Raw genomic sequence first — 13,627 nt, forward strand, 5'->3', positions numbered from 1 at the left:
GGAGGGCTGGAGTGGGGCAACAGCGACGTGTCGACCTGGCCGGGGCGGCTCATCTGGAACTGCTCTCCGGGGTGGTCCAGCTGCGTCCGCAGGACGCGATGGTCGAGGCGATGCTGCGGGGGTGGCGGGCCCAGCAGGCCGCCCGCGGGCTCCGTGAAGACACGGCCACCGCCAGGGAACCGCTCGTGCGCCAGTTTCTGGAGCACACCAACGAGTACCCGTGGGCCTGGACGCCGGGGCATGTGGACGAGTGGTCATTGTGGCTGACCAGTGAGAAGCACCTGGCGCAGTCCACGATCCGCAGTTACCAAGGCAGTCTGCGGCTGTTCAGCGAGTTCCTGATCGACGGCCGCTACGGCTGGTCAGTGGCTTGCGAGGACGCCTTCGGCACCCATCCGGTGGCGATCTGCCACGAGTGGAACACCATCGCCCACCTCAACGACTACGAGGGCAGGCCGGAGGCGAGGCCGTTCACCCGGGAGGAGATCCAGCGGTTCCTCGACTGCGCCGACGACCAGGTCGAGCGCGCGGTGCGCACGAAGCGCAAGGGCGCCCTCGCCGCCTACCGGGACGCCACCCTCTTCAAGGTCATCTACGGGTGGGGCCTGCGCCGAACCGAGGCGGCCAAGCTTGATCTGGTGGACTTCGGCCGCAACGCCTCTGCTCCGCAGTTCGGCCGGTACGGCACGCTCAACGTCCGCTACGGCAAGGCAAAGAAGGGCCAGCCGCCCCGGCGCCGGAACGTGCTGTCAGTGATGGACTGGGCGGTGGAGGCCGTCGCCGAATACGTCGAGAATGTACGGCCGCGGTTCGGCTGTGAGGACCACCCCGCGCTCTGGGTGACCGAGCGGGGCGGAAGGATCAAGCCCGCCGAGATCAACGCCCGTTTCGTCGCCTACCGCGACGCGCTGAAGCTCCCGAAGGAGCTGGTCGTCCACTCCGCCCGCCACGCCTACGTCACCCTCCTCACCGAGGACGGCGTCGACCGCCGCTTCATCCAGCAGCAGGTCGGTCACGAGAACGACAGCTCCACCGCCATCTACACCCACGTCAGCGACGACTTCATGAACACCATGCTCCACAAGGCGCTCGCGCCCGTGCTCGCCCCGACCACCTCCGCATACAAGGACAGCTGATGGCCGCCAAGCTCGACTACCACTGGCACCTGCGCAAGGTCATGGCCGACCGGGGGCTGTTCTCCACCACCGACCTCATCCCGCTGCTGGACAAACGCGGCATCACCCTGTCCTCCAGTCAGGTCTACCGGCTCGTCGTCGAACGCCCTGAACGGCTCAGCCTGAGGATCCTCATGGCCCTGCTCGACATCCTCGACTGCACCATGGACGACCTCATCGAACCCGTGGCCGCGGCCGGCGCCGCGGCAACCAGCAGGTCGAAAAGAGCAGTTGGTGCCGAGGCCGGTGTCGGTGATCTTCGACCCAAGCGGGCCCGCATTCGTGGTGCCGAGCGACCGTGACCACACCGGGACCCCCTGACCGGGCCATCTCCGACCCGATCGGAACGATCGTGGACCTGGTCGCGGCCATCGAACCTCAGCTGGCAATCGAGCAGATCCGCACCGTGGTCACCAGCCTCGCGGGCGGCCGGGCGAAGGCCCGCCGCCTCGCCTCACACCTGGCCGAGCGTCCCGGCGTGCTGGCCGACGGCCGCTCACCGGCGCCCCGGGCCATCGGCGACCTGCTCATCGCGCTCCGCGAAGCCGGCGCCTCGCACATCTCGCCCCCGTGTTGCGCCGACTGCGGCAAGCCGATGCGAACCCTCCAGCGCCGCGGGCAGGACTGGTATTGCTCACGCTGCGGACGTCAGCCCGAACCCTGCGCTGCCTGTGGAAACACCCGCCGCATCACGACGCGGGACCGGGCTGGGCGACCGGGTTGCAAGATGTGTCCGGACGTCGACGGCCGGGATCCGATCACCGTCATCCACAGGGTGGTCACCGCGATGGACCCGGCCGCCGATCGCGAGGTGACAGCCGATGCGGTCCGCCGGTCGGCACCACGCCCCTCCGACCAGCAGAAACTCGCCTGGGCCCTCGAAACCGACCCCGGCCTGCTCACCGGGGACGGGCACCTCTCACCCCTTCGCGCCATTCTGCGACTGATCGACCTCCTGCACACCGCGGGCATCGCCGGAGTCGTCCCACCCGCCTGCCCCCGCTGCCACAGAGCCGTCCGCATCGACAAACCACTCGACGGACAGCGGGTCTGCCGCACCTGCATCGCCCACAGCCGCCTTGAGGACTGCTCGCGCTGCGGAGCCCGCCGGGAACCCGCCACCCGCGACGACCAGGGCCGACCGCTCTGTCCGAACTGTCTGATCACCGACCCCGCGAACCTCGAATGCTGCATCAACTGCGGGCGCCGACGCCTGGTGGATACCCGCACGCCAGACGGCCCGATCTGCCCGAGCTGCCCCGCCCTCCGCACCGCGACCTGCTCCGTATGCGGCGAGAACAGGCCCTGCGGCACTTCCCGCACCACCGGTCGCCCATGGTGTCCTACCTGTCAACGCCGCACCGCCTCCTGCTCGGCCTGCGGCCGCATCGCGGCGGTCATCTCCGGCACCCTCGCCGAACCCCTCTGCGTCGGCTGCACCGCCCCCGAGGTCTGGCACACCTGCCCCACCTGCACCGATCCCGACCATCCACGCCCGGGCCAGTGCGCCCGCTGCCTGATCAACCAGCGCCTCAACGAGCTGCTCGGGCCTCCAACGGAGACGCTCCACCCCGGGCTCCAGGCCCTCCGGCACAACATCTCCACCACCGAATACCCCCTCACCGGCAACCGCTGGCTGAACAAGCCGTCCGTTGCCCCGGTTCTCGCCGATCTCGCCTCCGGCCGCCGGCCACTCACCCACCAGGCCCTCGACGAACTGCCCGACAGCCAGCCCCTCGCACATCTGCGTCAAGTACTCGTCAGCGTCGGCGCCCTGCCCGAACGCAACGAGTACATGGCCCGCATCAAACGCTTCCTCGCCAATCTCCTCGCATCCCAGCAAGACCCTGACCAGCGCAGCCTCCTCCACCGCTACGCGACCTGGCACCTCGTCAGACGCCTGCGCGGCAAGAACAACGGCCGACCCGCCACTCCGCAGCAGTTCAACTCCATCCGCCAGCACACACGCGGCCGTCGCCTTCCTGGGCTGGCTCGCCACCCACAACCTCACCCTGGCCACCTGCGGACAGGGCGACCTCGACCGCTGGCTCACCGACGACTCAGCCGCCTACCGCTGGACCGCCGGCCACTTCATCCGCTGGGCCCGCACCAACAAGCTGACCAGCGTCCACGCCCCCGCCCACCGCTGGATCGGCCCGACCCAACCCCTGGACGACCAGCACCGATGGGACAACGCACGCCGGCTCCTGCACGACAACACCCTCAAACCCGAAGACCGGCTGGCCGGCCTGCTTCTCCTCCTCTATGCCCAAAGACCGGCAGCGATCAGCCGCCTGACCACAGCAGACGTCGAAGCCGACGATGAAGGAGTGCGTGTCCACCTCGGCCAGGCCCCCATCCGGCTACCCGACCCAGTAGCCGCGCTCGCCCGCGCCGTCGCAACCAACCGCAAGGGCCACGCGACCATCGGGGCACTGGCACCGTCGCCCTGGCTCTTCCCTGGCCGCCAGCCCGGACGCCCGATCAGCACCACACAGCTCGCCAAGCGGCTCAACAACCTCGGGATCCGCCCCAACCAGGCCCGCAGCACCGCACTGTTCCAACTCGCCACCGAAATCCCCGCCGCGATCCTCGCCCGCACCCTGGGCATCCACACCGACGTCGCCGTCGCCTGGCAACGGCTCTCCGCCGGCGACTGGGCCAACTACGCCGCCGAAGTCAGCGCACGCTCCTCCGCCCCAGGCCGCCCCACACCACCGAACACCAGGACATCACCCTGAACACCGACTCTCTCGACCCGAACTGGATCCGGGATTGGGCCGCAGCCGTCACCGCACACCTGCAGTCCGTCCTGGCCGCGTTCGATACCTACTACCCCTTCCCACCCGGCGAGAACGAGGTCGTCCTGGCGGCCCCCGACCAGCTGGACTCCCTCGACACCCTGCGCGCACAGCCAGCAACCCCACCGGACCTGGTCACCTTCTATAGCGTGATCAACGAAGTGGCCATGCCCGACATCGGCAACGCGTTCTTCATCCACGCTGCCGACGCCACCATCAGCCAGCTCTCCGACGGGCCCGCCCTCCTCAACGACGGCGACGAAGGCACGATCTTCGCCAGCAATGGCGGAGGGATCCTCTACGCCATCGGCCGCGACAGCCGGGTGCACCGCTCGCACGCCGCCTCCCCTGACAGCGACTTCGAGCCCATCGCCACCAACCTGCGCGACTTCCTCGAACAGCTCCGTGACGCCGTGGCACCCTTCGCCGCCACCGGAACCCCCGGAGACCTTTGACCCGCGCCACCGCTTGATCAACATCAGGCATTCGGACAGTTCCAATACCCAACGTCACCATTACACGTACGACTCCGCCTCCAACGCCAGGCCATCGACACCCTCGGCAACGCCCTCGGCCCGACCGACGACGAACCGGAAGACCCACCCGCCTCAGCCGTCGTTCGCTGACGTTGCCGTCACCGTTGCCGTCAAACACCCCAGAAGCCCCGCCGGAATGAAATCCGGCGGGGCTTCTGGCGCACTCTGTTAACGCTCAACTCTGACAATCCGAGTCCATCGCGATGATCACTTGCGAGAGCACCCTCTTCTATGCTGATTTTCTCTACTATCGGCATAGAAGGAGAGGATTTCCCATGGATGAATAATCAACACGCGGTGGCATGTCGATTATCCACAAGTGGACCTACTCAGGGCGCTTTCCGTAATATGGACGAACAAATCCAGCAAGCTTCCTCTGAATCGATCGAATGGTCGACACGGTGAATTCATCACTGAACCCTGTGGTCACCGACCATTCAACACCTGACCCGGCGAGATCGCTAATGAAGACAATTTCTACCCCCAAGAGGATCCGAGCCCAATCAGCGCGCGAAATGGGGCTATCATTCGCCAGCATCTCGCGCAGCCCGCGGCTCCTCTCGATTAGATCCGAGAAGTCAGCGGACCCGATCGCCACAGCGAGATCATCGCTACATCGAGCAGGCCCTCCCCACTCAAGGAGGGCGCGCCGCATCAAGTGGACCTCAGACTCTGTCAGCACCTGACTCGGCTGCAACGAATGATCGACCATCAATTCAACCCATTCCAGTACTCATCTATCGTTGCCGCACTTCGATTGAACACAGTTCCCATATCTGGGCTCATGGGGTCATGGATCACGACCGTAGAACCATCGCCACCCAGATACGCCTCCCTGCCACTACCTAGGGGTTTCGTTCGGGAAGGATTACTCATCGTACCCCGAACCAAGTCCTCGAGATCCTTGGCAGACATTCCGGGAAATTCACTACCATGCTTGGCGTTGGCGTGCCCACTTGCGATGGATCCGGCATCCGAGATGCGCTCTGCCCTGCTGATTCCGGCAGCACCACGCGAAACCGTCGGCGCCTGAGGAACCTCAGCAAGGGTGATGTCTCCGATTCCTTCACACGTGCATGACTCTGCATGACCAGGGAAATAGCCGCCGCAATTATGGACGAGAACTGGTGTGGTGCCTGCCAGCACATAGTACGTGTGTAGGTCCGAGACCGTGAGGTTGTAGGTGTCCTTCAGGTCGTTGAAGGTACGGACGCTCGTGATACGGACGGTGCGGCCGTTATCGGTGCGGAGGCTCTCGCCTGCCTTGAGGTCGCCAGCGTCGATCCAAGCTTTGTCTGTGGTGGACCAGAAGGGGTGGTGATCGGTGGTGTGGATCGTTTCTATGCCATCGGGGGTTTCGATGGCGATGTCGGTGTAGGTTTTGTCATCGCTGGTGAATATGGACGCGGTGACGGTTTCGGCTGTAGTCTCTCCGTTTTCTGGATCTGTGGCGAGTACTTCGTCCCCGGGCTTCAGGTCGTCGATCGGCTTGCTAGTGCCGTCCGCCAGTAGAACTTCTGTTCCTGCGGTGAAGCTGTTGCAGCTCTGTGGTGTGGTTTTTACGATTTTTCCGTTGACGAACTCGTATGCGCCGTGTCCTGCGCCGTCGCCCATCACCCCGACTTCCTCGGTTGCTACTTCGAGGTGATCATTCAGGTAGTCGTCGGGGTTGCAGCCCTTTTCTTTCAGTACCTGGCAGGCATGGAGCAGGGCGCTTGCCTTGATGCTCCAATCCTGTTCGGGTGTGGATGCGTCCCAGAATTTTGTCTGCTTCCGGTAGTCCTCACGGTAGAGCTCGAAGAATTCTTTTTCGAGTCCCTTCGGGAGTTTGACGGTCTTGCCGCGGGGGGCCTCCATGAGAGGTTCCGACGGGGCGGGTCGCCAAGGCTTCCGTTTTGGCTTGATCTTGGGGCTGTTGTAGTCGCCCCAGATGGCCGTGGGCCGGTCAGGGTCGTCGACGGAGAGGTCGTCGTCGCGGGGGTTGTAGTGGCCGCCGCAGTGGCCGGCGAGGCAGTCGGTTTCGATGAGGCCGGACGGGTCGCTCTTTGTGATGGGGTTGCCGCTGGCGTAGGTGTACCCGTTCATCTGTGTCGGGTTGGTGATGTCGATGACGGGGTCGACGGATATGAAGCGCCCGGTGGTCGGCTCGTATTCGCGGGCGCCGATGTGGGTGAGTGCGGTGTTGGTGTCGTCGATTCCGCTGCCGAGGAAGGAGCGGTTTCCGGGCCAGTTGCCGGGCTGCGTGCCGCGAGGGTTGCCGTAGGGGTCGGTCTTGCGGCGGGTGACGTTCTGTCCGGTTGTTTGATCGACGGTGGTGGTGGCGGTGCCGTGGTGGTCGGCGAGCTGGACGCTGAGCTTGTGGTTGTCGGGCTTGCCGCCGGTCTGGCGGATGGTGGTGGCGCCGGGGCCTGCGTAGTAGCGGACGGCGTCGATGGCCTGGCCGGCCTTGTTGACGGTGACTTCGGTGTCGCCGAGGTAGAGGGTGCGGCTGCTGCCGGTTTCCTCGATGAGGCGGTTGCCTGAGGCGTCGTAGATGTAGGTGGTGGTGGTGTCGAAGGTGAACTGCTGTGGTCCGGTGGCGTTGCAGGACCAGAGCTGGAGGTCGCTGCCGTCGGCGGCGTTGTTGGGGACGTCGACGCACTGGTTGGTGGCCGGGTTGTTGAGGGACTTGTCGCCGGCGCGGTAGACGAACTTCTGCTTGTCGCTGCCGTCACAGGCGGCCAGGACCAGCTTGCTGCCGCTGGTGGTCAGGCACTTGTCCAGAGCGCGGACGGTGTCGCCGGTCAGGCGCCACTGCTGCGCTTTGCTCTCGTTGCAGGGGTAGATCTGGACGGGGGTGCCGTCTGCTGTGCCGCCGCTTTCGACGTCGATGCACTTGCCGGAGGCTCCGATGACGGAGACGGCTCCGATGCCGGGGCTGGTGGCGGAGGTGAGTTTGTTGCGGCGGTCCCAGTTCAGGGTCTGGGTGTCGCCGTCGATACGTCGGCTCTTGGTGTTGCCAGCGGCGTCGTAGGCGTAGGTGGAGAGTGAGTTGACCGTGGAGCCCGGCTTGCGGGTGGTCTTCTCGGCCTTGGCGAGGGCGTGTGGCTGGGTGGTGACGGGCGGCTGGGTGCCGTTGCCGGGGGTGGTGATTCCGTAGGTGTAGGTGGTCTCGTCGTCCAGGGCGCTGTTGGTGAGGTCCTTGTTGACGAGTTTGGTGCGGTTGCCGATGTTGTCGAACTGGTATTCCTGCCAGAAGCCGTCACCGTCCGGGCCGGGTGTGACGTCGGTCAGGGTGGGACCCGTGCAGGCGGCAGTCTTGCCGGTCCACGCCTTGGTCAGCTGGCCGACCGGGTCGTAGGCGAAGCACTGCCGGTCTTCGCGCCCGCCGGGCTGGCTGTCGGTGACCGCGGTGATGTTGCCGGCGGGGTCGTAGGTGTAGGAGACATCGCTGATCCGGTTGGGGCCGGTCTCGCGGTCGCTGATCTGGTTGGTGACCTGCCCGGTGTTCGGGTTGTACTGCGTGGTGGTCCACACCCGGTTCGGGGCGTTGCCGGACGCGGTGCGCAGGACCTCGCCGAAGGGGCTGTACTTGACGTCGGCGGTGTACCAGGCCAGACCGGAGATGCTTTGCGGGAGCCCGTCGGAGTTGTAGCGGGTGATCAGTTTCTCGGCTGCGAGGCCGCCGGGTGTCGCGGGGACGGTGGTCGACTGGACGTTGCCGGTCGGGGTGTAGGTGATGTTGGAGGCGTAGGTGCCGGTGAGGCCCTTGGCCGCGGGCACGTCCGGGATGGTGATCTTCGATCCGGTCGGCCGGTACTCGGCGTCGTAGCTGGTGATCTCGCTCTTGTAGGCGGCTCCGCCTTCGTACCGGGTGGAGGAGACGGGCTGTCCCTTCGCGCCGGGCAGGGAGTCGAATGTCCACGAGGCGACGAGGGGACCGGTGGGACTGTCGTCGTGCAGCTCGGTTGCCCGGCCCAGGACGTCGTAGGTGGTGTACTGGGCGCGGCCGGAGGAGTCGGTGGTCGAGGCCAGCTGGTCGAGGCTGTTGTAGGTGAAGGTGGACTTGCCCATGTCAGGGTCGTCGGCTGTGGTCAGCCGGCCGCGGGCATCGTAGGTGCGGGCCCATTGGTTGCCGGCTGGGTCGGTGACCTTGGCCAGCTTTCCCCGCACGTCGTACGCGTAGGTGGTTTTGTTCGAGGTGGTGAGGTCGTTTGCCGTGTACTGGCGCAGTTCGGTCGTGCGGCCGAACCCGTCGGTCCACGTTTCCGTTGCCTGGCTGCCCTTGAGGGGTGTCGTGCCGTCCGGGGACATGCTGGTGCGGGCACGGGTCCAGTCGCCGCCGTATTCGACGGTGGCCGAGCTCTGCGGAGTGTCCGAGTGCAGCGTCGTCGTGCGGATGGCGCGGCCGAGGCCGTCGTATGCGATTTTCGTGGAGTTCGGGATCTGGAATACCGACTCGGGGACGAAGATGTCCTTGGCCGGTGCGCCCTCGGCGTAGTAGCCGTTGTTGGTCTGGCGGACCGTGCCGTTCGCGCTGTAGAGGGTGTCGCTGATCAAGCGGCCGCCGCCCAGGGCGTCGTTCTGGGTCTGCCGGGGGCGGAGCTGGCCGTCGTAGATGGTCAGCGCGGTGGCGTAGGTGCCGTTGTCCCGCAGGGTGCGGGTCGTGACGGTCGGCGTTGCGTGTTCGGATATCTGGTAGTCGAAGGTGTAGGCGGCCTTGTCCGTGCCCTGTTGTTGTGAGGGTGTCCAGATGGCGGTGGTACGGCCGAGGTTGTCGTACGCGGTGGTTACCTTGCGGCCGTTCGCGTCGGTTGCCTCCCGTGCGCTGCCGCGGCCGGGGTCGACCTTGGTGGTGCCCGTGTGGCCGAGGGAGTTGGTGACGCTCAGCGAGAACGCCGGGCCCGTGGCCGGGCTGAATGATGACGACGTGGCGTTGCCGGCGGCGTCGTAGACCTTGACGGCCCGGCCGAGGGCGTCGTATTCGATCCGCGATGAGGTGACCCATCCGTCCCCTGCACCGTTGAGGGTGTCAGCCTGCTGGACGAGTCCCTTGCTCGGCGTGGCGCCGAAGGCGTTGAGTGCATCGTAAGAGGTGCGGGTTTCGGCGAGGACCGCTCCCGTGGCGCTCTGCGCGCACGAGCCACTGGTCTTCCGGGCGTGCTGGGGCAGGCCGATCAGGTTCTTGCTGGGGTTGTGGACGTAGCTGATGGTGTTGCAGGTCTGCTCACCAGGCACCCACCCTGTTCCGTTCTGGGTCAGGACATCGGTTTGTGTGGTGAGGGGGAGACCGTAGGTGGAGTCGTAGGTCGCAAGGGTGCGGGCCATGCGGGCCTTGCCGCCGCTGATGGCCTCGATCGCGTCGCTACGGCTGGTCCCGTGCCGGTATGCCTCAAGGGTGGCGGTGCCGTCCCGGGGGCGGGATGCTGTCTTCTGGCTCCAGGGCCAGGTGAGCGTTCGGGAGGAGACGCTGCCACCGGTCTTGGTGTAGGTGATCGTCTCGGCTGTTGTTCCCTGGTACTGGGGGAGGTCTTCGCCGAGGTCTTCGGTTCCGGTTGAGTCCTTGACCGTGATCTTGGATCGGCCGGCGTCGCCGGACATTCCCCGGAAGAACCGGGTGCGTGTCTGAGACTGCTCGGTGGCATCGGCCTTCCCCGAGCCCGCGGTCTCTCCCTTGTTCACCAGAACACTGGCGTAGCCGCGCCACTGGCTGTAGGTACGCAGCTCAGGCTTTGTGAACTCGTCTGTGTCCTTGGCCCAGGCCCCGTCACCCTCGTAGCTGTAGGCGGTGGTGACATCGGGCTGACGGGCGACACGGTCCTTCTCGGTGACCCTGTCGACGACGTACTTGTTGAACCATTCGATCGGGGGGACATCCAGGCCACGGTCCTGGGACCAATGGACGGGAAAGCAGCGGGTGGTGTTCTCCTCCGGCTTCGGGTGCGCGCCGCCGACGGGACAGGGCTCGGAGTAGCCGACGGAGATTTCGCCGCCGGTCTCTGTGCGGATCGTCTCCACGCGCAGACGGTCGAAGTCTGGGGTAGCGTCGTTCGGCCCGGTCGCCACCCGGTTAGGCATGTCCTTGACATTTGCGACGAAGGAAACCGGCGGGAGCGTGGTGCTCTCCTGGTTTCCGGCACCGTCCTTGCCCGTTCCATAGCCGGTGCGGGTGATGGACTCCAGCCAAAGCGGCGGGTGGGTGTCGGTGCGCTGGCGCGGGAAGGACTGGGCCAGATTCCAGCGATCGACCAGCGACAGCGTGGTGGAGCCTTCAGTGCGCTGGCCGTAGGTGGTGACGGCGGTCAGTCGCTTGCGGGTCCAGAAAGTCGGCGCATCGGTGTAGCAGTCCTTGTCGCTGGCCTTGCAGTAGAGCGTGGAGGGGGTGTCCCACCAGGGTTGCTTGTCGCCGTAGTTGGTGCCGTCGAATTCTGCGTCGGAGCACTGGGTGGTGCCTTCCTTGATGCAGCGTTCAGCGACAGTGAAGTCGACCTTGGCGGCCGGCGCTCCGGAGAGGTTGTCACTGCGGAGCCCGTAGGTGATCTGGGTGAGGTAGCCGCCGCGCGTGTAAGGGACCTTGGCCTTGTACTTCTGGTTCTTGGCGTAGTGGTTGGTCTCCTTGGCCCAGTCGATGATCATGGCGTTGCCGTGGACGTCCTCGACGTAGTCGAGGTTCCAGCGCCATGCCTGTTCGCACGAGGAGTCGGCGAAGGCTGCCTGATAGCAGGGCTCACCGGGGTGGTTGCCGAAGACCGGGACGGTGAAGACGGAGTTGGTCACACCTCTGGTTCCGGGGCCATCGACGTCGTGGCGGCCGAAGAAGTACCGGGTGCCGTCACGTGACGTGACGATCCAGTACTCGCCGTCCTTCGCTCCATTGACGACCGTGCTGTCCGTCTTGCGCTCGATCTTGGAACCGTCGTCGACAGCCGGCGTCCACTGACCCGTCGTCGCGTCGCGCACCAACTCCGTCGACCCGCCACCCAGGGACATGGACAGGTTTTCGCCGGCCCAGCAGAGGTCGCTCTTTTTCTTGTCGGTGGCGTTGTCGTTGTTCGGCTTGCCCAGGCTGGCCTTGAGGTCGTCATCACACGGCCGGTAGCGCCGCTCGATGAACCCTGGGGTGTAATCCCAGCCGTCACCGACCCACGAGGCCTGCCCGTTTGCGACAGACGTCCTGCCATCCACGGCCTGCGAGGAATACGAGAACCCGATCTTCGGGCTGGGCCCAGCAGGGGCTGAGGGCACCGTCAGCGGATAGCTCCAGGAGAAACCGCCACCACTGCCACCCGCGGTCCACGCGCCGGACGCGGAGAGCGAGGTTGCCTTGTATGTGCCGCCCGCGCCGGAGGCCCCGTCGGTGGCGGCGAGAACGGTGGGTCCTCCGCTGCCGCCGGCCATGGTGCGCAGACCCTGACCCGGTGCTGTGGCCGGGGCGATGGTGGCGCGGACGGTGCCGGTGCCCGGGTCGTTCGTGCTGGGGACGTCCTGGGCAGCGGTGCACTCGGGGAGATCCGGGGTGGTCAGGAAGCACGCGGGGAGCTGCTTGAGCTCCAGACGGGATGCCCACTCGGTGCCGTAGAGGTCCTTGAACTTCTTGTAGTCCAGCTGGACGTCGACCGGGGTGGATCCCTCGGCGGGCGGCGTGACCTTGATGAGCGCGCCATCGACGTTCGCGGCCTCGGTGGCAGTGCGCGTCTCGACCGCCACCGACCACGTGCCGGACGGCGCCGGCGGGGTCGGATTGGATTCGGTGGGCGAGGCCTTGCCGATGCTGACCGGCAGCGTGCCCGCCTGGACCAGCTGGTCCCCCGACAGGGCGACGCTGGCCGTGCCGCCGGCCGGCGGTGTCACCTTCGACGGTTCGTACTCCGGCGGCGACTGGACCGGGGCTCCTGCCCACCCCTCAAGCTTGGCGGCCTCGACCTTGTCGAGTTTGGCCTTCATGTCCTGCTGGAGACCGGGCAGTTGCACACCGCTGCGGTCGCCCGGCGGTGCCGCCCAGGCCTGTATGGGCAGGAGTGTTGCGATCAGCACCACCGAAACGGTGACGCCGGTACGCCCGGCGAGGCGCGCGCGTTTGGCGCGGGCTCTCTTGTTTCCGGGCAGGCTGAAATTATGCGCCGAGAACGGCGACATCTGGACCCCCCACGATCTGCCCACGCTGCAAGACACACGTGTGGCAGGAAAACTGACTATTAGCCAGATGATTCTGTGGCCTGGGCTCCCGGAAATCCATAATCCGATATCCGGTGTGGCCTTTATCACTTTAGGCGGCGAATACTTTATGATAAACCTGACAAAACGTGCCATTTGGATAAGGTTGCGGGCTCTTCGAAGAGGTGACCTTGTCGGAGCGATGGTTCATGCTCAGGTCGCGCGACCCGTACGTGAAAGGCGGCTGGGGAGCGGACCTTTTACGTTCTCGGCCCTTGGCCGGGCGTCGATTTCTGAGTGCCGAGGGCTGCGCTGTGGCGTGCCCGAGGGGGGAGTAGAAGAGCCATGCCTGTCGACGAATCCGTGGATGAAAATCCACCTATACCCGTGCTGGAAAAGGGAGTTGCGGATCTGCAAAGCCGCCGTTGGTACCGGCGGCGCCGGGCCTTGGGCGGCTTGTCCGCCCTGCTCGCTGTTGCCGTTGCCGTGCCCGTCGGACTGCATCTGACTGCCGATGAGGAGAAGCCCCAGACTGCCCCTGCGCAGGGGAAGCCGTCGGCGCCGGTGTCCGCGACGGAGGCCCGCCGGCAGGCGAAGGAGTCCGGGAAAGAGGTCGAGGTCACCTCTGAGGCGAGTGCGCACAGTAGTACGTGGGCGCAGCCGGGCGGGACGTTCAAGCTGCGGGTTTCGAGTCTGGCGACCCGGGCCAAGGTCGGCAGTGTGTGGAAGCCGGTCGACACGACCCTGGAGCGGGTGGAGGGCGGGTTCGCGGCGAAGGCCGTGAACACGCGCGTCGTGTTCAGCGCGGGAAGCAAGGCTGCTTCCGGTGGTGGGGGCCGCGCGTCGCGCGGTGTGTCCCGGGTGGCGCTGGTCGGTCCGGCGGCCGTGAAGGCGGACGGGCCCGCCCCCGAGTGGAGTGAGCTCGTACGGCTGTATACCGATGGGCACGATCTGGTCGTGTCCTGGCCGGGACCGCTGCCCC

General features: G+C 66.1%; 6 protein-coding genes and 2 pseudogenes. 6 read left to right on the plus strand and 2 right to left on the minus strand.

Annotated features, from left to right (window positions below; genetic code table 11):
- Window positions 1–11: 11 nt before the first annotated feature.
- The gene (locus ACZ5D2_RS39145) at window positions 12–1,136 is read left to right on the plus strand and encodes a tyrosine-type recombinase/integrase (protein WP_468936311.1); all 1,125 of its coding nucleotides are present in this window, start codon (window positions 12–14) and stop codon (window positions 1,134–1,136) included.
- Window positions 1,136–1,477, plus strand: coding sequence for a helix-turn-helix domain-containing protein (locus ACZ5D2_RS39150; protein ID WP_468936314.1), 342 nt, complete (start codon window positions 1,136–1,138; stop codon window positions 1,475–1,477). The genes ACZ5D2_RS39145 and ACZ5D2_RS39150 overlap by 1 nt, the downstream gene beginning before the upstream one ends.
- Window positions 1,478–2,094: 617 nt before the next feature.
- Here ACZ5D2_RS39150 and ACZ5D2_RS39155 read toward each other — a convergent pair.
- Complete coding sequence (locus tag ACZ5D2_RS39155; protein WP_468936317.1) at window positions 2,095–3,174, minus strand: hypothetical protein; 1,080 nt, start codon at window positions 3,172–3,174, stop codon at window positions 2,095–2,097.
- A 331-nt stretch (window positions 3,175–3,505) separates the two neighbouring features.
- Here ACZ5D2_RS39155 and ACZ5D2_RS39160 point away from each other — a divergent pair, with 331 nt between their 5' ends.
- From ACZ5D2_RS39160 to ACZ5D2_RS39170, 3 genes and pseudogenes are all read left to right on the plus strand, one after another.
- On the plus strand, window positions 3,506–3,916 hold the full coding sequence (locus ACZ5D2_RS39160; protein ID WP_468936320.1) for a hypothetical protein: 411 nt from the start codon (window positions 3,506–3,508) through the stop codon (window positions 3,914–3,916).
- Window positions 3,917–4,125: 209 nt separating this feature from the next.
- On the plus strand, window positions 4,126–4,431 hold the full coding sequence (locus ACZ5D2_RS39165; RefSeq protein ID WP_468936322.1) for a hypothetical protein: 306 nt from the start codon (window positions 4,126–4,128) through the stop codon (window positions 4,429–4,431).
- Between the two features lie 63 nt (window positions 4,432–4,494).
- A pseudogene (locus ACZ5D2_RS39170) lies at window positions 4,495–4,602 on the plus strand (tyrosine-type recombinase/integrase); the annotation flags it as partial.
- Window positions 4,603–5,223: 621 nt separating this feature from the next.
- On the opposite strand, the gene ACZ5D2_RS39175 reads toward ACZ5D2_RS39170, so the two are convergent.
- Window positions 5,224–12,627: a ricin-type beta-trefoil lectin domain protein gene (locus ACZ5D2_RS39175; RefSeq protein WP_468936324.1), complete on the minus strand. Its 7,404-nt coding sequence runs from the start codon at window positions 12,625–12,627 to the stop codon at window positions 5,224–5,226.
- A 363-nt stretch (window positions 12,628–12,990) separates the two neighbouring features.
- Here ACZ5D2_RS39175 and ACZ5D2_RS39180 point away from each other — a divergent pair.
- Window positions 12,991–13,627 (plus strand): annotated as a pseudogene (locus ACZ5D2_RS39180) (hypothetical protein); the annotation flags it as partial.

The organism is Streptomyces sp. NPDC031479 (genome assembly GCF_055581065.1).

Bases quoted from the DNA above. Each gene is read 5' to 3' on its own strand.
- ACZ5D2_RS39175 (WP_468936324.1), bottom strand. From the start codon at position 12,627: ATGTCGCCGTTCTCGGCGCATAATTTCAGCCTGCCCGGAAACAAGAGA.
- ACZ5D2_RS39150 (WP_468936314.1), top strand. From the start codon at position 1,136: ATGGCCGCCAAGCTCGACTACCACTGGCACCTGCGCAAGGTCATGGCC.